We start from the raw sequence: 18,829 nt of genomic DNA, 5'->3' as shown, positions 1-18,829 counted from the left end.
GGCAGTTACGCGCGCCCCTTGGGAACGCGTGCCTGCCAGCTCAGATTGACGTTGGTCAGGAGGAAATCATGGTCGCTCAGGTAAATGATCATCTGGTTGCGCAAATATCCGATATGAGCGAGCAGGCGGAGGCGTTCCTCCGCGCGTTGACCGAACTCGCTCGTGAATATGGACTAGGCATTGGCGGGCAACCGGTATTGTTCATTTTGGAGCGCGACGATCACGATATTGGCTACACATGTGACGCCGGAAGCAGGATGATCTTAGCTTAACCGAACAGTCAAGCCTGAGTTCGGGAGAGGAATACCGATGGATGGCTCCACGCCCTTCGTTGCTCTCAGGGCTTGAAGCACTTCCTTCGGGTCCAATTGCGAGCCAATAAGCCGCTCCGACTCTGGGCGCGGATTGTCAACTACCTTTCCACGATACACGACCAAGAACCTTCCTTCGGCTATTGCCCGAAGAGCTAAGCCTCTCATGTAATACATATTGAATTGCGATTCAGCCAGTGTTTGAGCGGCCGTTACCGGTACGCTCACCATGGTAAAGCCACCTTTTGGCTTTCGGCGTTCCACTTGCAGCTTAAAGCTCCGTTCGGTTCGGAGTATTTGAGCAAGAGTGTCATCCGTGCCACTTTGAGATGCCTGGCGTAACAAGGTTGGCCATCTCTGCTGACCTTGATCGTTAAGGTAGTTGCTGAGATAAAGACCACCACTTGTGATGTCGGCGTCTATCTCGCCGGTCATAAATGGGCGCGTGACCTCATCGAGATGCTCGAAGCGGATGCCCATTCTCGAATGGCCTCATAGAACCACCATGAAATCATTTACCACCATGGCGTGTGATTCGCGAGATCCGTAACCAGCGTTCCTAATTCGCTGCTGCTCAGCCGATCACGTGCCGTTTCGAGAGATCATCCCATGAGGCTGCCTTTCTTCTCCCGCCCCTCCGCGCCGCCGGACGTGAAGGCGTCCCGCGCGGCGCCGCTGGTGGCGCTGCTCGCCGCCGGGCGGCCGCGCTGGACGCCGCGCGACTATGCCGCGCTCGCCGTCGAGGGCTATAGCCGCAACGCCGTCGCCCATCGCTGCGTCCGCATGATCGCCGAGGGTGCGGCGCAGGTGCGCTTCAGCCTGATGGAGGGCGCGCAGGAACATGCGGACCATCCGCTCATCGACCTGCTGCGGCGGCCGAACGAGCGGATGTCCGGCTCCGGTTTTATCGAGGCGGTGGCGGGGCATCTGCTGCTCGCCGGCAATGCCTATATCGAGGCAGTGAGCCTCGACGGGCGGGTGCGCGAGCTGCACGTGCTGCGGCCCGACCGCATGAAGGTGGTGCCCGGCACCGATGGCTGGGCCGAGGCCTATGACTACACGGTGGGCGGGCGCACGCTGCGCTTCCTGCAGGAGGGGCAAGGGGGATCCGCGGTGCCGCCGATCCTGCATCTCGCCTTGTTCAATCCGCTCGACGACCATTACGGCACGCCGCCTCTGGAGGCGGCGCAGGTGGCGCTCGACCTGCACAATGCCGCCGGCGCCTGGAACAAGGCGCTGATCGACAATGCGGCGCGGCCCTCCGGGGCGCTGATCTATGGCGGGGCGGGCAACCTCTCCGACGAGCAGTTCGACCGCTTGAAGGAGGAGCTGGAGGCCAATTTCTCCGGCGCCGCCAATGCCGGGCGGCCGCTGCTGCTGGAAGGCGGGCTCGACTGGCGGCCCTTGTCGCTGTCGCCGAAGGAGATGGACTTCCTGGAGGCGCGCAACGCCGCGGCGCGGTAGATCGCGCTCGCCTTCGGCGTGCCGCCGATGCTGCTCGGCATTCCCGGCGACGCCACCTACGCCAATTATTCCGAGGCCAACCGGGTGTTCTGGCGCCAGGCGGTGCTGCCAATGGCGCGCCGTATCGGCGAAGGGCTGGCGCGCTGGCTGGCGCCCGGGCTCGGCGAGGCGACGCTGGAGCTGGTGCCCGACCTCGATGCGGTGGAGGCGCTCTCCGCCGAGCGCGAGGCGCTGTGGCGGCGGGTGGGCGAGGCGGGGTTCCTCAGCGACGCCGAGAAACGCGCGGCCGTGGGGTATGGCGAGGAGTAGGGGCGGCGGATAAGAGCCGTCTCTAACGTTCGGGGTGGTGCTTCACAGGGAGAGAGGCCGATGGAAGATGTCGAGAGCGCTATTGTTGAGCGTCCCGAGCAATTCGGTCTCTGGTCTGTAGAGGTCATCGACAGCGAGCATAATGGAACATGCTATGTGACCGCTTTTTTATGGGCCTGATTCTAAAGACCGCGCGCTACGCTATCTGGAGTTACTGCGTCAGTAGCGAACTTCTGCAATGATGCGGTCTACGCAGGTTTGTGGACGTGAATGGTTGTCTGGCGAGTACCACTGTCCATCCTGTAGACGGATATCTCTGATTTCGTTTAGCACCATGCAGCGCCAATCTCCTCCTATGACAAGTCCTTTCGAACTGGAGCCGCCGAACTGGAATGCCAGGATCTGCGGACGGTCGTTTTTGTATCCTACGACGTGCACGCACAATTCACGATGATGGCCCTGATAGGAGCAGGTCACCTGCTTCTTTCCATTCACGGCACGGATCATCAACTCAATTTTGTCTTGCATCGATCACCTGATTTGCTTGGCAACATCGTCATCATTGGACGCCCAGAATCACATGCAGTTGCAATCTTAATGCAACTTACACGACATACAATCTTGGGTTGATGTTCGCCCCCATGGACAAGTTCATCGACGCCTTCGTGGCGCGGGGCGATCTCGCGCATCTGGCGCTGCTCGCCTGGGCGCTGGGCGCCTCCTCCTTCGCCTATGTGCTGTTCCGCGAGCTCGCTGCCGGCGCGCGGCGCTTCGACGATTTCGTGCGCGAGCTCGCGCGCTTCAACGCCCGGTTCACCGCCGACCCAACCGCTGAGTTCGGAGACGACGAATGAAGGTCACACCCCGCATCCGGGCCTTCCTGCCCGGACGGCCGCGGCTGCCGGCGCCGACCCGCGCCGGCGATGCGCCGAAAGTCTTTCGCGATTTCGGCCGAACCCTCGGCAAGCTCGACCGCGCCGCCCACACGGCCAAGCCCGGTAACGCCAAATCCGGCCGGACGACCGGCGCCAAGGGCGGAAAGGGCGGCGCATGATCCATTCCCGCGTTCCGCCGGCCGGGCCGCTCGCCGGGCCCGCCGTCGAGGTGAAGGCCGGCCCTCCGCTGGCGCAGATCGAGGCCGACGGCTCCTTCGAGGGCTATGCCGCGCTGTTCGGCCGCGTCGATCTCGGCCGCGACCTGATCGTGCACGGCGCCTTCGCCCGCTCGCTCGCCGAGCGCGGCGCAGGCGGGGTGCGCATGCTGTTCCAGCACGACCCCGCCGAGCCGATCGGCGTGTGGACTGAGATCCGCGAGGATTCGACCGGCCTGTTCGTGCGCGGCCGGCTGACGCCCGAGGTGGCGCGCGCCCGCGAGGTGCTGGCGCTGATGCGCGCCGGGGCGATCGACGGGCTGTCCATCGGCTTTCGCGCCGTGGAGGGCCGCACCGATCCGCGCTCGCGGGTGCGCCGGCTCACCCGCATCGATTTGTGGGAGGTGTCGGTCGTCACCTTCCCGATGCAGCCCGATGCCCGCATCGACGCCGTGAAGCGGGCGGGGGCCGAGGCCCGGTCCCCCGCCGGCGGGCGCTCGCCGCTCGCCGCCGCCATACGTCGCGGCGCGCGGCGGCTGCGTGCCCTCGGCGCCCTGCCGCCGGTCGGCTCCCTCTCTCCCCTGAAAGGATGATCCCTGATGCAGAACAGCCATGAGATGAAGTCCGGCTTCGAGACCAAATCCGGCTTCGAGACGAAGTCGGGCGGCCCGGAGGTGAGCGCCGCCTTCGAGGAATTCATGGGCGCCTTCGAGGCGTTCAAGGACGCCAACGACCAGCGCCTCGGCGAGCTGGAGCGGCGCGGCGTCGACGCGGTGACCCATGACAAGGTGGAGCGTATCAATGCCGCGCTCGACACCCAGAAGGCGCTGATCGACGAGCTGGTGCTGAAAGCGCGCCGGCCGGGGCTCGGCGGGCGTGCCGACCTCGTCGCCGACCTCGCCGCGCGCGAGCACAAGGCGGCCTTCGACGCCTATGTTCGCCATGGCGAGGCCGCCGGCCTCAAGCGTATCGAGATGAAGGCGATGTCGGCCGGTGTCGCCGCCGATGGCGGCTATGTGGTGCCGAACGAGACCGAGCGCGAGATCGGCAAGCGCCTCGCCGCGCTGTCGCCGATCCGCGCCATCTCGGATGTGCGCACCATCTCGGCCGGCACCTACAAGAAGCCGTTCATGACCTCCGGCCCGGCGGTCGGCTGGGTCGCCGAGACGGCGGCCCGCGCGCAGACCGCCAGCCCGGTGCTCGACGAGCTGAGCTTCCCGGCGATGGAGCTCTACGCCATGCCGGCGGCGACGCAGACCCTGCTCGACGACGCGGCGGTGAACATCGACGAATGGCTCGCCATCGAGGTGGAGGCCGCTTTCGCGGCCCAGGAGGGCACCGCCTTCGTCACCGGCGACGGCACCGGCAAGCCGAAGGGCTTCCTCGCCTATACGGCGGTGGCGGAGAGTGCCTGGAGCTGGGGCAATCTCGGCTATGTGGCGACCGGGGCGGCGGGCGACTTTCCCACCGCCAATCCGTCCGACCCGCTGGTCGACCTCGTCTATGCGCTGAAGGCCGGCTACCGCCAGAACGGCAGCTTCGTGATGAGCCGCCGTACCCAGGGCGCGGTGCGCAAGCTGAAGGACGAGAACGGCCAGTATCTGTGGGCGGCGCCCACGGCGGCCGGCCAGCCGCCGAGCCTGCTGGGCTTCCCCGTCCATGAGGCGGAGGAGATGCCGAGCATCGGTGCGAACAGCCTGTCGGTGGCGTTCGGCGACTTCCGCCGCGGTTATCTGGTGGTCGACCGCGCCGGGGTGCGGGTGCTGCGCGACCCGTATTCCGCCAAGCCCTATGTGCTGTTCTACACCACCAAGCGCGTCGGCGGCGGCGTGCAGGACTTCGACGCGATCAAGCTGCTGAAGTTCGCGGCGTCGTGAGTATCGAGCCTCTTCCTCTTCAAGGGTGAGGGGCTAACGGGCGAGGGGAAATCTGTCTCAAGCCGGCTCGGGTGTGGTGAGCATTTTCACGAGATCGCGTGCCATGCCCACCGTCGTGAAGAGAGTATCTGTTGCACGGACAAACTTCCCCTCGCTTGTCTCGACGATGAGGATATTTCCGCCAAGTTCATCCCCGCACTGAAGAAATCCCAACTCGTTCTGAATTGTCGACATTTGATCGGTAGTCCGGAGTAGGCGGGGTTTCTTGCCCGTTAGTTCGCCGTGCTTATAAGCGGCGGCGAGGTCGCGAAGAAGATGATAGTCTAATGTCGTTTCGGCCAATTGGTCTCGATAGTTGTCGTCGCGCGACGGAATGTTGTGGTGTCCGTCTTCGATCAGATCTCGATGGATGAGGCCGATACAGGCATCAATCGTCAGCACCGCGTTTGCCATGTGGCGCTCATCGTCAGGCGCGTCTACCGCTGCCGCGAAGTTCGGCATGACGATAGTCTTCAGAAAGCGTTCAGAACGACATCCGTTCCTTGATCGCGGTTCTGTCATTTCGGGTTCCCAGTCGGTATGGCTCACTGCGCCCCCATGCTCCTTGCGGTGGCGTCGATCCAGGCGCGCTGGGGACCGACCAGCGTCGCCCCGGTGACGCCGCCGCAGCCGCGCGCGCCGCCGGCCGCCGTCGACCAGCCGATGATGCCGGCCACCTCGCCTTCGAGGAACACCGGGCCGCCGCTGTCGCCGGTGCAGCCGCCGGCGGCCGGGCCATCGGACAGGCGGATCATGATGCCGCCGGTGGTGCCGATGCTCGGAAGCTCGACCGTGCGCAGCGTCCCGGCCGACTTGCCGTCGCCGTCCTTCACCACGCCGTAGCCGGCGAGGGTGAAGGCGGTGCGGCGCGCCGGCAGCGCCGGTTCGCTCGACAGCCGCGCCGGGCGCACGCCGGGCAGCGGAGCCGAGAGCTTCACCAGAGCGAGGTCCGGCGTCGGGCGCCGGGTGGCGAAGGAGTTCGGGTCGAATTGCGGGTGCAGCGCCACCCGGCTCGCCTCGATGATGCGCGGGCCGGAGGCCTCGAACGCCACCGCCGCGTAGTTCGCCGCCGGCTGCACGCAATGCGCCGCGGTCAGCACCACCAGCGGGGTAAGCACCACGCCGGTGCAGGAGGCACCGCGCGTCGAGACGATCAGCGCGGTCTGTGCCCGCGTCGCCTCGTCGGCCGGGCGACCGCCGACAATGGCGGCGGCCGGGACGGCGGCACAGAGCAGGGCGGCGGCGACGCCGATCCGGGACAGGCGGACGAAGGACGGGCTCGGCATCGGGCTTCCTCACGGAGGGATGGCGCGGTTCTGCCGGCCCGTTCCCGCCGCGTCAAGCGAGGGCGGCGAGGCCGCTCATAGCGTTTCAGCACATCAGGGGAGGGGCCGATGCCCGCTTTGCTGCTCGCGGGACCCGCGAGCGAACCGCTCACGCTCGCCGAGGCGAAGGCGTATCTGCGCGTCGACCACGACGCCGAGGACGCGCTGATCGCCTCGATGATCACCGCCGCGCGGGCGAGCGTGGAGACGCTGACCCGCCGGGCGCTGATCGACCAGACGTGGCGGATCGTCCGCGACGCCTGGCCGGCGAGCGGGCTGATCCCGGTGCCGGTATCGCCGCTGCGCACGCTCGACCGGGTGGTGCGGATCGATGCGGCCGGCGCGGAGACCGAGCTGCCGCTCGACGCCTTCGCCCTCGACACCGCCCGGCTGCCGGGCCTGATCCGCGTCGAGCGCGGCAGGGTGCCGGCGCCGGAGCGGCCTCTCGCCGGCCTCGCGCTCGACATCACCGCCGGGCACGGGCCGGCCGCCGCCGACGTGCCGGCGCCGCTGATCGAGGCGGTGCGGCTGGTGCTGGCGCATTTCTACGAGCACCGCGACGAGACCGGGTCCTCGGCCGCCTTCCCCGCGACGCTCGGCGCGCTGGTCGCGCCCTACCGGGTGACGCGGCTGTGAGCCGGGCAGGCGAGCTGCGCCACCGGCTGACCCATGAGACGCCGGTGGGCACCCCCGACGGGCTCGGCGGGACGACGCTCAGCTATCAGGTGGTGGGCGACGTTTGGGGCGCGATCCGCAGCGACGCCGCCCCCGCCGAGATCGCCGACCGGCCCGGTGCGGTGCTGACGCACTGGGTGACGCTGCGCGCGCCGGCTGAGGTGATGCCGGGCGACCGGCTGCGGCTCGGCGCGCGGGTGCTGCTCGTCGAGGCGATCAGCGATGCCGAGGGACGCGGGCGGCGGCTGACCTGCCGCTGCCGGGAGGAGACGCCATGAGATTTTCATCCCGCCTGCCGGCCGGGACGCTGGCCCGGCTGATCGCCGCGCTGCGCCGGCGAGCAACCGTCCGTGGAGTTCCGCGATGAGCGCGGCGACGGCCTTGCGGGCCGCGCTCCACCAGGCGCTCGTCGCCGACGCGCCGCTGATCGCCGCGCTGGGCGGCGCGCGTATCCACGACGTGCCGCCGGCCTCGCCGGACTTTCCCTATGTCACGCTCGGCGAGGCGCAGGTGCTCGACTGGTCGACCGCCACGGAACGCGGCGAGGAGCATCGGCTGACCCTGCATGTCTGGTCGCGCCAGGGCGGGCATGGCGAGGCGCTGAACCTCGCCGCGCTGGTGCAGGAGGCGCTGCACGATGCGGCGCTGCCGCTCACCGAGGGACGGCTGGTCAATCTGCGCGCCACCGGGGCGGAAATCCGTCGCGAGGCGGGCGGGCGCACCTATCGCGCCGTGCTGCGTTTCCGCGCCGTGACGGAATCGAATTGAAGACGAAGCCGGCACTTCAGGAAAGCCGACCAAGAGTCCGTGCGGACTCAGGAAGACGGCTTCACCCTGAATCGGAAGATGAAGTCACTTGGCGCCGTTTTCTGAGGTTGATTCAGAAGATGAAAGCGCCCCTCGCGGCGGTCACAGGCCGCCGATCCTGACTCAAGGTTACCGCATCGCGGTTAACGGTTCCTCACTACCGCAACGGGAGACGGCCATGGCCGCGCAGAAGGGCAAGGACCTGCTTTTGAAGATCCATGACGGCTCGGCCTATGTGACCGTCGCCGGGCTGCGCTCGCGGCAGATCGCCTTCAACACCGAGACCGTCGACGTGACCCACGCCGAGAGCGCCGGGCGCTGGCGCGAATTGCTGGCCGGGGCAGGGGTGAAGCGTGCCTCGATCTCCGGCTCTGGCGTGTTCAAGGACGCCGCCTCGGACGCACTGATCCGCCAGAGCTTCTTCGACGGCGCGGTGCAGAACGCGCAGCTGCTGGTGCCGGATTTCGGCACGCTGACCGGGCCGTTCCAGATCTCCTCGCTGGAGATCGCCGCCGAGCACGACCGCGAGGTGACGTTCGACATCGCGCTGGAGAGCGCGGGCGAGCTCACCTTCGCGGCGCTGTGAGGGGCGGGCCGATGAGCAACTTCGCGGTCAACCGGCACCGCGGCGAGATCGCCGCCGAACTCGACGGCCGCCCGCGCCGGCTGGTGCTCACCCTCGGCGCGCTCGCCGAGCTGGAGAGCGCCTTCGGTGCCGGCGACCTGGTGGCGTTGGCCGAGCGCTTCGGCGCCGGGCGGCTCTCCGCCGGCGATGCCATGCGCGTCATCGCCGCCGGGCTGAACGGCGCCGGCGAGGCGGTCGGCGTCGAGCAGGTGGCGCGGATGACCACGCCGGGCGGGGCGACCGGCTTCGCCCGCATCGTCGGCGAACTCATCGCCGCCACCTTCGGCGTGCTGCCCGACGAACGACCGGCGGCGCGCACGACCGGGGCGGCGGAGACGGCGCCGGACCCTCGCGTGCCGCGGCGGGACTGAGCGCTCCCGACCCGTCGCGGCCTGTCGCGGCCTTCCCCTGGGCGGAGGCGATGGCGTTCGGTTTCGGCCGGCTGCGTCTCGCTGCTCGCGATTTCTGGGCGCTGACCCCGCGCGAGCTCGCCGCCGCCATGCGCGCCTTTATCGGGCCGGAGCGCGCGCCGCTGGACCGCGCCGGCCTCGCCACGCTGATGGCGCGGTTTCCCGACCGTGCCTGACACGAATTCGACCGATCCCACGGAGCCGACATGACCGAGGATGACAGCCTAGCGGTGGAAAGCCTCACCGTCGAGATATCGGCCGATACCAGCGCCTTCCGCCGCGAATTGTCCGACGCCGAGCGGCTCGCGCGCGGCTTCGGTCGGGCGGTGGGCGACGCGCTGACCGGCGCGGTGGTGAAGGGCAAGGAGGCCGACGACGTGATCCGCGCGCTCGGGCTGCGGCTCTCCTCGCTGGCGCTCGACATGGCGCTGAAGCCGGTGGAGCAAGGCTTCGCCAGCCTGGTGCAGGGGCTGTTCGGCGGCGCGCTGGGCTTCGCGAAAGGCGGCGCCTTCGAGGGCGGCCGGGTGGTGCCGTTCGCCTCCGGCGGCGTGGTGGCCAGCCCGAGCTATTTCCCGCTCACCGGCGGACGCACCGGGCTGATGGGCGAGGCGGGCGCCGAGGCGATCCTGCCGCTGGCGCGCGGCCCGGACGGCAAGCTCGGCGTCGCCGCCGGCGGGGGCGGGCGGGCGGTGAACGTGACCGTCAACGTCTCGACGCCGGATGCCGGCTCGTTCCGCCGCTCGGAAGCCTATCTCGCCGGGCTGGTGAGCCGGGCGGTAGCGCGCGGCGAGCGCAGCGGGTGAGGTGCCGCCCGCCGTTTTCCGCCCTGTCGTTATGCGCATGAAAGGCTGATCCGAAAGGGTGCTCCATGGCCGCCTTCCACGAAGTGCTGTTCCCGCTCGACATCGCGCTCGGCGCGGCGGGCGGGCCGGAGCGGGCGACGGAAATCGTCACCACGCTGACCGGCCGCGAGGAGCGCAATACCCGTCTCGCCCATTCGCGCCGGCGCTGGGATGCCGGCTACGGCGTCACCTCGCTGCTCCAGCTGACGCATGTGGTCGCCTTCTTCGAGGAGCGGCGCGGCCGGCTCTACGGCTTTCGCTGGCGCGACCGGCTCGACCATTCCTCCGCCGCGCCGGGTGCCGTGCCGGGGTCGCTCGATCAGGTGATCGGCGCCGGGACGGGCGCGCAGGCGCAGTTCCAGCTCGCCAAGACCTATGGCGGCGTGCACGCGCCCTATGAGCGGCCGATCGCCAAACCGGTCGCCGGCACGGTGCGGGTGGCGATTGATGGAGCCGAGCGGGCCGAGGGCGTGCATTACGCGCTCGACGCCACGCTCGGCACCATCACCTTCTTCGCCGGCGAGGTGCCGGGACCGGGGGCGGTGGTGACGGCGGGCTTCCTGTTCGACGTGCCCGTGCGCTTCGACACCGACTTCCTGGAGGTGAACCTCACCGCCTTCGAGGCCGGGCAGATTCCGCGCATTCCGCTTTTGGAGATCCGGCCATGAGGACGCTGCCATGAGGACGCTGCCCGCCGATTTCGCCACCGCCCTGGCCTCCGGCGTCACCACGCAGGCGCGCTGCTGGCGGATCACCCGCCGCGACGGCGCGGTGCTGGGGCTGACCGAGCATGATCGCGATCTTTCCGTCGACGGCACGACGTTCCATGCCGCTGCCGGCGTGGCGGGCAGCGAGACGCCGGCGGCGCTCGGCTTCGCCGCCAATGCCGGCGAGCTCAACGGCGCGCTCGCCGCCGACCAGCTCGATGAGCGCGACCTCGCTGCCGGGCTCTTTGACGGGGCGGATGTGGAGCTGCTGCTGGTCGACTGGTCGAGCCCGGCGAGCTTCATACGCTTGCGGCGCGCGGGCCTTGGCGAGGTGCGGCGCGAGGGTGGGGTGTTCGTCGCGGAGCTGCGGGCGCTGGCCGATGCGCTCGGCCAGGTGCGCGGGCGGCTGTTCACCCGTGGCTGCGACGCCGATCTCGGCGATGCGCGCTGCCGGGTCGACCTCGCCGCGCCGGCCTTTCGCGGCAGCGGAACGGTGCTCGCGGTGGCGGGCGCCGGGCTGTTCGTCGCCGGCGGGCTCGACGGCTTCGCCGCCGGCTGGTTCGCGCAGGGACGGCTGGTCTTCACCGATGGCGCCAATGCGGGTTTCGCCACCGAGGTGAAGGCGCATGACGCCCTCGCCGGCACGGTGCGCCTCGACCTGTGGCAGCGCCCGCCGGAGCCGCTCGACATCGGCGACGGCTTCACGGTCACCGCCGGCTGCGACAAGCGCTTCGCCACCTGCGGCGCCCGCTTCGCCAACACGGTGAATTTCCGCGGCATGCCGCACATGCCGGGCAATGACGCGGTGCTGCGCATCGCCCGGCCGGGAGCGAGCTGAGATGGGCGGCGAGGCTTTACGAGAGCGGATCGTCGCGGAGGCGCGTGGGTGGATCGGCACGCCCTATCTGCACCGCGCCTCGCTGAAGGGCGAGGGCGCCGACTGCCTCGGGCTGGTGCGCGGGGTGTGGCGGGCGACGATCGGCGCCGAGCCGGAACGGCTGCCGGCCTACACGCCCGACTGGGCGGAGGCGACGCTGGCCGAGCAACTGGCCGGCGCCGGCATCCGGCATCTCATACCGGTGACGACCGAGGCGGTGCGGCCGGGCGACGTGCTGCTGTTCCGCTGGCGGGCGCATCTGCCGGCCAAGCATGCGGCGATCCTCGTCGCACCCGAGCGCATGGTGCACGCCCATGACGGGGCGGCGGTGGCGGAAGTCGCCTTCGCGCCCTGGTGGCGACGGCGCCTCGCCTACGCCTTCGCCTTTCCGGGGGCGTGAACCCTTTCCGATCATTCGCGAAACGGATTCTCATTCATGGCCACTCTTCTTCTCGGCGGTGCCGGCGCGGCGCTGGGCGGTTCGCTGTTCGGGCCGCTCGGCGCCATTGCGGGGCGGGCCGTCGGCGCGCTCGGCGGCGCGGTGATCGACCGCGCGCTGCTCACCCCCGGCAAGAGAGTCGAGGGGCCGCGCCTCGCCGATCTCGACGTTATGACCTCGGTGGACGGGGCGCCGATGCCGCGGCTCTATGGCCGCGCGCGGCTCTCCGCCCAGCTGATCTGGGCGAGCGAGATCGAGGAGGTGGTGTCGACCGAGACCAGTTCGGCCGGCGGCAAGGGCTCCTCGCTCAGCGGCGGCTCCACGACAACCACGACCTATTCCTACTATGCGAGCTTCGCCGTCGGCCTGTGCGAGGGGCCGGCGACGTGGATCGGCCGTATCTGGGCCGACGGGCGCGAGCTGGACCTGCAGGGGCTGAACCTGCGCAGCTATCTCGGCGGCGAGGGGCAGACGCCCGACCCGCTGATCGCCGCGCTGAAGGGCGAGGGCGCGCCGGCCTATCGCGGGCTGACCTATCTGGTCTTCGAACGGCTGCCGCTCGCCGATTTCGGTAACCGGCTGCCGCAGCTCTCCGTCGAGGTGGAGCGGGCGGTGGGCGCGCTGGAGCCGCGCCTCAAGGCGGTGACGATGATTCCGGCCGCCACTGAGTTCGGCTACGACACCACCGAGCTCCAGCGGGTCGAGAGTGCCGGCTCCTATGCGGCGGAGAACCGCCATGTGAGCGTGGCGGACAGCGATTTCGAGGCCGCGCTCGACCGGCTGCTGGCCTGCTGCCCGAACCTCGAACGGGTGGCGCTGGTGGTGTCGTGGTTCGGCACCGACCTGCGCGCCGGGCAGTGCGAGGTGCATCCCGGCGTCGAGCGGCGCGAGAAGACGGTGAAGGCCGGCAATGTCGTCGAGGCCTGGGGCGTCGCCGGTCGCACACGGGCGAACGCGCATCTGGTGAGCCAGCATGACGGGCGCCCGGCCTATGGCGGCACCCCTTCCGACCGCAGCGTGGTGCGCGCCATCCAGGCGTTGAAGGCGCGCGGGCTGAAGGTGACGCTCTACCCGTTCATCATGATGGACGTGCCGTCCGGCAGCGGCCTGGCCGACCCGTGGAGCGGCGCGACGAGCCAGCCGCCCTATCCCTGGCGCGGGCGCATCACCTGCGATCCCGCTCCGGGCCAGCCGGGCTCGCCCGACGCGACGCCGACCGCCGGCGCGCAGGTGGCGGCGCTGTTCGGCACCGCCATGGCGGCGCAATTCGCCGTCTCCGGCGGGCAGGTGGTGTATTCCGGCCCGGCGGAGTGGGGCCTCAGGCGCATGGCGTTGCATTATGCCCGGCTGAGCGTGCTGGCCGGCGGCGTCGAGGCGATCCTGATCGGCTCGGAAATGGCGGCGCTGACGCGGGTGCGCTCGGCGCCCGGCGTCTACCCGGCGGCGAACGCCTATGCCGCGCTCGCCGCCGAGGTGAAGGCGACGGTGGGCACGGGCACGCTGGTCTCCTATGCCGCCGACTGGACGGAATATGGCGCGCATGCGCTCGACGGCGGGGCGGAGGTGCGGTTTCCGCTCGATCCGCTCTGGGCCTCGCCGGCGATCGATTTCATCGGCATCGACTGGTACGCGCCGCTCGCCGACTGGCGCGACGGCGACGCCCATCTCGACGCCGCGAATTTCGAGAGCGGCTACGACACCGCCTATCTCGCCGGCAATGTCGCCGGCGGCGAGGGCTTCGACTGGTACTATGCCGACGAGACGGCGCGGGTCAGCCAGACCCGCCTGCCGATCACCGACGGCGCCTATGGCGAGCCCTGGGTGTTCCGCCAGAAGGACATCGCCGCCTGGTGGGCCAGTGCGCATCACGAGCGGATCGGCGGGGTGCGGCAGGCCGGCCCGACCGCCTATGTGCCGGGTGCCAAGCCGGTGCGGCTCACCGAGATCGGCTGCGCGGCGGTCGACAAGGGAGCGAACCGGCCGAGCGTGTTCCCCGATCCGAAATCGGTGGAGAACGGCCTGCCGCCCTTCTCCAGTGGCCGGCGTGACGACCTGATCCAGCGCCGGCACCTCGAGGGCTCGCTGGACGCGATGGCGACCGATGCCGTCAATCCCCCGGCCGCCGGCCTGCCGGGCGGGCGGATGATCGAGCCCGGCGGCATCTATGCCTGGACCTGGGATGCGCGGCCGTTTCCGGCGTTTCCGCTCGCCACCGATATCTGGGCGGACGGGGCGAACTGGGCGACCGGCCACTGGCTGACCGGCCGGCTGGGCGCGGCGCCGCTGGCGGAGACCTGTGCCGCCATCGCCGCCGATGCCGGCGTGCCCGAACTCGACGCCTCCGCGCTGCGCGGCGTCGTCGACGGCTATGTCGTCGACCGGCCGATGAGCGTACGCGCCGCGCTGGAGCCGCTGGGCCAGGCGTTCGGCTTCGACCTGATGGAGACCGGCGAGGGGCTGGCGCTGCGCCCGCGCGGCGGGCGGGTGCGGGCGGAGCTCACCGACGAGGATTTCCTCACCGGCGACGACGTGCCAGCGCCGAGCTTCACCCGTGGTTCGGAGGGCGACCTGCCGCTGTCGGTGACCATCGGCTTCGTCGACGCGCTGGCGGATTATCGGCGGGCGACGGGGGCTTCGCGAAGGCTCGCCGGCGCGGCGCGCGCGGAGACCAGCCTCGACCTCGCCCTGGCGACGCATGACGGCCTTGCCGCCGGCCTCGCCGAGATGCGGCTGCAGGATGCCTGGGCCAGCCGCGAGAGCGTGCGCTTCGCGCTGGCACCCTCGCGGCTGGCGCTGGAGCCCGGCGACGTGGTGGGCGTGACCCGCGACGGCCGGCGCCGGCTGGTCGAGATCACCGAGATCAGCGACACCGAGGCGCGGGAGGTGAGCGGGCGCAGCATCGATCCCGACGTGTTCGCGCTGGCGGTGCGCGAGCCGCGCGTGACGCGCATCGCCATGCCCCCGGCCGCTGGGCCGCCGGAAATGGCGGTGCTGGCGCTGCCGATGCTGCCTTCCGCGCGCGAGACGGTGCCGACGCTGGCCTGGCTCGCCGGGTTCCAGGCGCCGTGGCCGGGCGCGCTGGCGGTGTGGCGCGGCGTCGACGGGGCGAGCTTCGAGCGGGTGGCGACGCTGCCGGCGCCCTCGGTCATGGGGCTTCTGACGGAGCCGCTGGCATCGGGCGCGCCCTGGCTGTGGCAGCGCGGGGCGCGGCTGACGGTCGAGCTTCATGGCGGGCTGCTGGCGGCGGCGAGTGAGGAGGCGGTGCTGAACGGCGCCAACCTCGCCGCGCTGGTGGCGCCCGACGGTGCGGCGGAGGTGATCCAGTTCGCCGAGGCGGAACTGGTCGGCACCCGGCTATGGGCGCTCGGCGGCCTGCTGCGCGGCCAGGGCGGCACCGAGGCGCGGGCGGCGGCCGGCTGGCCGGCCGGCACGCTGTTCGTGCGGCTCGACCGCAACCTCGCCGGCGTGGCCGGTGGTACCGAGCTGATCGGCCGGGCGCTCACCCTGCGCGCCGGTCGGGCCGACCGCGATCATGGCGACCCGGCGGTGGCGGAGCTTGGCACCAGCGTCTCCGGCCTCGCGCTGGCGCCGCTCGCGCCGGTGCATGCGCGGGCGCGGCGGACGGCGGCGGGGGTGGAGATCGGCTGGATCCGCCGCACCCGGCAGGAGGGCGACAATTGGGACGTGGTGGAGGTGCCGCTCGGCGAGGCCTCCGAAGCCTATCGGGTCGAGATCCTCGACGGTGCCGCGACCGTGCGGACGCTGGAGGTTTCGAGCCCGGCCTGCCTCTACGAGGCGGCCGCCGAGATCGCCGATTTCGGTGCCGCCCGGAGCTTTCTCGACCTGCGCATCGCGCAGCTCTCCGCCAGCGTCGGGGCGGGAACGCCGCTCCTCGCGCGGCTCGCTACCTGACGCCCGCCGGCTCCATCGCCGCAACCGCACGAGACAATCATGAGCGAGACGACCCCGTCGCTCGCGCTGCCGCTGCTCGCGGCGGCGCAGGCGCAGAAGCACGTGACCCATAACGAGGCCCTGCTGCTGCTCGACGCCGCCGTGCAGCTGGCGGTGCTCGACCGCACGCGCACCACGCCGCCTTCCACGCCGCTCGCCGGCGACCGACATATCGTCGCCGACGGCGCGGGCGGCGACTGGGCCGGGCAGTCCGGCGCGGTGGCGCTGCATGACGGCACCGGCTGGCGGTTCTTGTTCCCGCGGCCCGGCTGGCGGGCTCAGGTCGTCGCCGAGGGGCGCAGCGTCGGCTTCGACGGCATTGCCTGGCGCGACGCGCTGGCGACCTCGCTCTCCGGCGCCGGCGTGGGGCTGCGGGTGGAGGAGATTGAAGTCGATCTCGCCGGTGCCGCGGTGACGACCGGGCTGGTGATCCCCGACCGGGCGATCTGCCTCGCCGTGGCCAGCCGCACCCTGGTCGCCGTCACCGGCGCGAGCGCCTATCGCGTCGGCACCGCCGGCGAGCCGGGCAAGTTCGGCGACGAACTCGGGGCGGCGGTGGGGGCGACCAATATCGGCGTGATCGGCCCGCAGGCCTTCTACGCCGACACCCCGGTGGTGGTGACCGCCATCGGCGGTGCCTTTACCGGCGGGCGGCTGCGCCTCGCCTTGACCACGCTCGCCTTCACCGCACCGGACGGACCCGCTCCCGAGCCGTCCACCGGCCGCGCGGTACTCGCCGGGCTGGAGGCGGAGGGCGTGCGGCGCGTGCTTTCCGGCCGGCTGCCGGACGATTCCCATTCTCCACTCTCAGGAAAGGCCAGCTGATGTCGGGCGAACTCGAACTCGCGCCGCAGCGCACGCTCACCCATCTCATCGGCCATGATGTCGACGGCTATTATGGCCGCCATTCCCTCGGTGGCCTGCGCTCCCTCGCGGGGGCGCTTCCGGCCAATCTCACCGACTTTCCGCTGCGCGGCGGCGGCGAATATTATGGTCAGGTGGCCACCAATTGCCGTATCTCGACGGCGCAGGCCTCGGACGGCATCAGCACCTTCACCAAATGCTGCCACACGCTGCGCGCCGACGTTACCGAACTTGCGGTGCGCATGCCGAACTGGATGGCCGCCCGCAATCTCGACAAGTTCGAGATGTCGCTGCAGTCGTAGGCCGCCTATTCGATGGCGCTCGAATATCCCAGCGGAACGCTGATCGATCTCACTTTCACCGGCGCTTCCCAGGGGATCGCTGACATGGGAGGCGAGGTCTGTTCCGATTTCGTGCCGGTCAGCCTGCCGGCCGGCACCAATATATGGACGCGGATCGCGGTGTTCGCCGCCAGCGGCTATCCCTTTGTCGGCTTCGGCCAGAACACGAACGTCTCGGAAGGCTGCACCGCGGCGACCACCCGCGTGAGCGACCTGACCCGTCGCTTTGGCAGTCCCGATCCGGGCCCGCGTTCGGTGGCGACCTATCCGATCGGCATCATCGCGCGCACCACGCATGGCGGTGTGCTCGGCATCGGCGACAGCATCCTGCAGGGAACCGGTGACAGCTACGCCGCCCCGGACGGGACGAGCGACGGCAATGGCTTCGGGCTGGTCGGCCGGGCGGTGAGCGGTACGCATGCCTATATCAATGCCGGCCAGGCCGGCGATGCGCTCACGATCGTCACGCGCAGCAATGAGCGCCGGCTGTCGCTGGCCCGCTATGTGCGGAACATCGTCTTCGAGCATGGCGTCAACGACATCAACGACACCGAGCTGAGCACCATCAAGGCGCTGATGGTGAAGCTGTGGCTGCGCGGCGCCGGTGCGGCCCGGACCGGCTCGCGCCTGTTCCAGACCACGATTACCCCCGAGACCGGCAGCACGGACGGCTGGGCGACGCTGGAGAACCAGACCGCGCTGCCCGGCTTCTCCATCACCGGGGATGGCAAGCGCGAGCAGCTCAATAGCTGGCTGCGCGACGGCGCGCCGATCGTCGACGGGGCGCCGGCCGCGATCGGCACCGGCGGTGCCCGCAGAGCCGGCGACGGCGCGCATCCGCTGCATGCGGTGTTCGACGTCGCGGATGCGGTGGAGAGCGCCCGCAACAGCGGCAAGTGGAAGGTGAACGGCACCGCCGGCTGGCTGACCACGGACGGTATCCACCCGACCCGCGCCGCCAATCTGCTGGTCGCGGCTTCCGGCGCGATCAACACCGCGCTGTTCGCCTGACGCGCCCGTCGGCGCACCGTAGCCGCCACGTCGGAATGGCGGCGCCCTTACCCGAGCAACGGAGAACCTCATGCCGCGCAGCGTGAACGAGGCGGGCCTCGCCCTCATCAAGCAGTGGGAGGGCCGGAGGCTGACCGCCTACAAGGATACGGTCGGCGTCTGGACCATCGGCTATGGCCATACCGACGCCGCCGGGCCGCCGGCGGTGAAGCGCGGACAGAAGATCAGCGAGGCGCAGGCCGAGACGATGTTGCGCACGGATCTCGCGCAATATGAGGCGGCGGTCGCGGCGGCGGTGACGGTGACGCTCACCGACAACCAGTTCGCGGCGCTGGTCTCGTTCTGCTTCAACGTGGGGCCGGGGAATTTCCGTGGCTCGACCCTGCTGAAGAAGCTGAACGCCGGCGATCATGCCGCGGTGCCGGGCGAGCTCGCCAAATGGAACCGCGCGGGCGGCAAGGTGCTGCCCGGCCTCGCCAATCGCCGCGCCGCCGAGGCCGGGCTGTGGGCGAAGGGCGAGTTCGTCGTCTCCAACTATGTCGAGCCGGCCGCCCGCGTGACCGCCACCGCCGGTCCCGACGGCAAGGGGGCGCTTGCCGCGGCGCTGGGCACGCTCGGTGCCGCGGCGGCGGAGGCGGCGCAGCAGCTTTCGCCCTTCGCCGAGGCGTCGGAGGTCGCCAAGCACGCCTTCATCGCGCTGACCGTGCTCGGTGTCGGCGTCGCGCTCTATGGCGTGCTGCGCCGTGCCCGGGAGGAGGCCGGGCTCGCCTGATCCTGCTCGCCTGACAAGCCCTTGCCGCAATGGCATGCTCCCTGGCGAAGGCCGCGCGACCGGCAACGGCGCGCGGCGATTCGTTGCATGAAA

24 protein-coding genes and 1 pseudogene are annotated in these 18,829 nt (G+C 70.3%); 21 read left to right on the top strand and 4 right to left on the bottom strand.

Annotation, left to right across the window (positions count from 1 at the left end):
- Positions 1-68: 68 nt before the first annotated feature.
- Positions 69-272 (top strand): hypothetical protein, encoded by a 204-nt coding sequence (locus tag LGR54_RS09940; protein WP_230361807.1) that lies wholly within the window; start codon positions 69-71, stop codon positions 270-272.
- Here LGR54_RS09940 and LGR54_RS09935 read toward each other — a convergent pair.
- Entirely contained in the window at positions 264-791 is a 528-nt protein-coding gene (locus tag LGR54_RS09935) for a hypothetical protein (protein WP_230361806.1), read from the bottom strand. The two genes, LGR54_RS09940 and LGR54_RS09935, sit on opposite strands and share 9 nt — an antisense overlap.
- Before the next feature lie 129 nt (positions 792-920).
- On the opposite strand from LGR54_RS09935, the pseudogene LGR54_RS09930 reads away from it, so the two are divergent.
- Positions 921-2,084 (top strand): annotated as a pseudogene (locus tag LGR54_RS09930) (phage portal protein).
- A gap of 219 nt (positions 2,085-2,303) precedes the next feature.
- On the opposite strand, the gene LGR54_RS09925 reads toward LGR54_RS09930, so the two are convergent.
- Entirely contained in the window at positions 2,304-2,591 is a 288-nt protein-coding gene (locus tag LGR54_RS09925) for a hypothetical protein (RefSeq protein ID WP_230361805.1), read from the bottom strand.
- Positions 2,592-2,713: 122 nt separating this feature from the next.
- Between LGR54_RS09925 and LGR54_RS09920 the strand changes: the two genes are divergently transcribed.
- The 4 genes from LGR54_RS09920 to LGR54_RS09905 are packed head-to-tail and all read left to right on the top strand — an operon-like array spanning position 2,714 to position 5,051.
- The gene (locus tag LGR54_RS09920; protein WP_370638175.1) at positions 2,714-2,938 is read left to right on the top strand and encodes a hypothetical protein; all 225 of its coding nucleotides are present in this window, start codon (positions 2,714-2,716) and stop codon (positions 2,936-2,938) included.
- Positions 2,935-3,138, top strand: coding sequence for a hypothetical protein (locus tag LGR54_RS09915; RefSeq protein WP_230361804.1), 204 nt, complete (start codon positions 2,935-2,937; stop codon positions 3,136-3,138). The genes LGR54_RS09920 and LGR54_RS09915 overlap by 4 nt, the downstream gene beginning before the upstream one ends.
- The gene (locus LGR54_RS09910) at positions 3,135-3,767 is read left to right on the top strand and encodes an HK97 family phage prohead protease (RefSeq protein WP_230361803.1); all 633 of its coding nucleotides are present in this window, start codon (positions 3,135-3,137) and stop codon (positions 3,765-3,767) included. The genes LGR54_RS09915 and LGR54_RS09910 overlap by 4 nt, the downstream gene beginning before the upstream one ends.
- A 6-nt stretch (positions 3,768-3,773) precedes the next feature.
- The gene (locus LGR54_RS09905) at positions 3,774-5,051 is read left to right on the top strand and encodes a phage major capsid protein (RefSeq protein WP_370638174.1); all 1,278 of its coding nucleotides are present in this window, start codon (positions 3,774-3,776) and stop codon (positions 5,049-5,051) included.
- Positions 5,052-5,108: 57 nt separating this feature from the next.
- Here LGR54_RS09905 and LGR54_RS09900 read toward each other — a convergent pair whose 3' ends face one another.
- Positions 5,109-5,639 (bottom strand): hypothetical protein, encoded by a 531-nt coding sequence (locus tag LGR54_RS09900; RefSeq protein ID WP_230361802.1) that lies wholly within the window; start codon positions 5,637-5,639, stop codon positions 5,109-5,111.
- A complete protein-coding gene (locus LGR54_RS09895) occupies positions 5,636-6,376 on the bottom strand; it encodes a trypsin-like serine protease (RefSeq protein WP_230361801.1) in 741 nt (246 codons plus the stop codon). Before LGR54_RS09895 ends, LGR54_RS09900 begins: the two co-directional genes overlap by 4 nt.
- Before the next feature lie 108 nt (positions 6,377-6,484).
- Between LGR54_RS09895 and LGR54_RS09890 the strand changes: the two genes are divergently transcribed.
- The 15 genes from LGR54_RS09890 (at position 6,485) to LGR54_RS09820 (ending at position 18,736) form a co-directional block, all read left to right on the top strand.
- On the top strand, positions 6,485-7,051 hold the full coding sequence (locus tag LGR54_RS09890) for a head-tail connector protein (protein ID WP_230361800.1): 567 nt from the start codon (positions 6,485-6,487) through the stop codon (positions 7,049-7,051).
- Complete coding sequence (locus LGR54_RS09885; RefSeq protein WP_230361799.1) at positions 7,048-7,368, top strand: head-tail adaptor protein; 321 nt, start codon at positions 7,048-7,050, stop codon at positions 7,366-7,368. Before LGR54_RS09890 ends, LGR54_RS09885 begins: the two co-directional genes overlap by 4 nt.
- Before the next feature lie 85 nt (positions 7,369-7,453).
- Positions 7,454-7,858 carry a DUF3168 domain-containing protein gene (locus LGR54_RS09880; RefSeq protein ID WP_230361798.1) on the top strand — a complete coding sequence of 135 codons (405 nt, stop codon included), beginning with the start codon at positions 7,454-7,456 and terminating at the stop codon, positions 7,856-7,858.
- A 217-nt stretch (positions 7,859-8,075) separates the two neighbouring features.
- Complete coding sequence (locus LGR54_RS09875; protein WP_230361797.1) at positions 8,076-8,483, top strand: phage major tail protein, TP901-1 family; 408 nt, start codon at positions 8,076-8,078, stop codon at positions 8,481-8,483.
- Between the two features lie 11 nt (positions 8,484-8,494).
- Positions 8,495-8,893 (top strand): gene transfer agent family protein, encoded by a 399-nt coding sequence (locus LGR54_RS09870; RefSeq protein WP_230361796.1) that lies wholly within the window; start codon positions 8,495-8,497, stop codon positions 8,891-8,893.
- Complete coding sequence (locus LGR54_RS09865; protein ID WP_255607527.1) at positions 8,890-9,108, top strand: rcc01693 family protein; 219 nt, start codon at positions 8,890-8,892, stop codon at positions 9,106-9,108. The genes LGR54_RS09870 and LGR54_RS09865 overlap by 4 nt, the downstream gene beginning before the upstream one ends.
- Positions 9,109-9,138: 30 nt before the next feature.
- Positions 9,139-9,735 carry a phage tail tape measure protein gene (locus LGR54_RS09860; RefSeq protein WP_230361794.1) on the top strand — a complete coding sequence of 199 codons (597 nt, stop codon included), beginning with the start codon at positions 9,139-9,141 and terminating at the stop codon, positions 9,733-9,735.
- 65 nt (positions 9,736-9,800) lie between these two features.
- Complete coding sequence (locus tag LGR54_RS09855) at positions 9,801-10,442, top strand: DUF2460 domain-containing protein (protein WP_230361793.1); 642 nt, start codon at positions 9,801-9,803, stop codon at positions 10,440-10,442.
- Positions 10,443-10,452: 10 nt separating this feature from the next.
- Positions 10,453-11,319 (top strand): DUF2163 domain-containing protein, encoded by an 867-nt coding sequence (locus LGR54_RS09850; protein WP_230361792.1) that lies wholly within the window; start codon positions 10,453-10,455, stop codon positions 11,317-11,319.
- A gap of 1 nt (position 11,320) precedes the next feature.
- Positions 11,321-11,758 (top strand): NlpC/P60 family protein, encoded by a 438-nt coding sequence (locus LGR54_RS09845; protein ID WP_230361791.1) that lies wholly within the window; start codon positions 11,321-11,323, stop codon positions 11,756-11,758.
- Between the two features lie 36 nt (positions 11,759-11,794).
- The gene (locus LGR54_RS09840; RefSeq protein WP_230361790.1) at positions 11,795-15,709 is read left to right on the top strand and encodes a glycoside hydrolase/phage tail family protein; all 3,915 of its coding nucleotides are present in this window, start codon (positions 11,795-11,797) and stop codon (positions 15,707-15,709) included.
- Between the two features lie 39 nt (positions 15,710-15,748).
- Positions 15,749-16,573 (top strand): DUF2793 domain-containing protein, encoded by an 825-nt coding sequence (locus LGR54_RS09835; RefSeq protein WP_230361789.1) that lies wholly within the window; start codon positions 15,749-15,751, stop codon positions 16,571-16,573.
- Complete coding sequence (locus LGR54_RS09830) at positions 16,573-16,914, top strand: hypothetical protein (RefSeq protein ID WP_230361788.1); 342 nt, start codon at positions 16,573-16,575, stop codon at positions 16,912-16,914. Before LGR54_RS09835 ends, LGR54_RS09830 begins: the two co-directional genes overlap by 1 nt.
- 84 nt (positions 16,915-16,998) lie before the next feature.
- Positions 16,999-17,964, top strand: a complete 966-nt coding sequence (locus LGR54_RS09825) for an SGNH/GDSL hydrolase family protein (RefSeq protein ID WP_230361787.1) — start codon at positions 16,999-17,001, stop codon at positions 17,962-17,964.
- 70 nt (positions 17,965-18,034) lie between these two features.
- Positions 18,035-18,736, top strand: coding sequence for a lysozyme (locus tag LGR54_RS09820; RefSeq protein ID WP_230361786.1), 702 nt, complete (start codon positions 18,035-18,037; stop codon positions 18,734-18,736).
- Positions 18,737-18,829 lie beyond the last annotated feature (93 nt).

It is taken from the genome of Ancylobacter sp. Lp-2 (assembly GCF_020523795.1).
Classification (GTDB): Bacteria; Pseudomonadota; Alphaproteobacteria; order Rhizobiales; family Xanthobacteraceae; genus Ancylobacter.
Note: the sequence above shows the minus strand (reverse complement) of the source record. Positions and strands in the feature narration are given on the sequence as shown.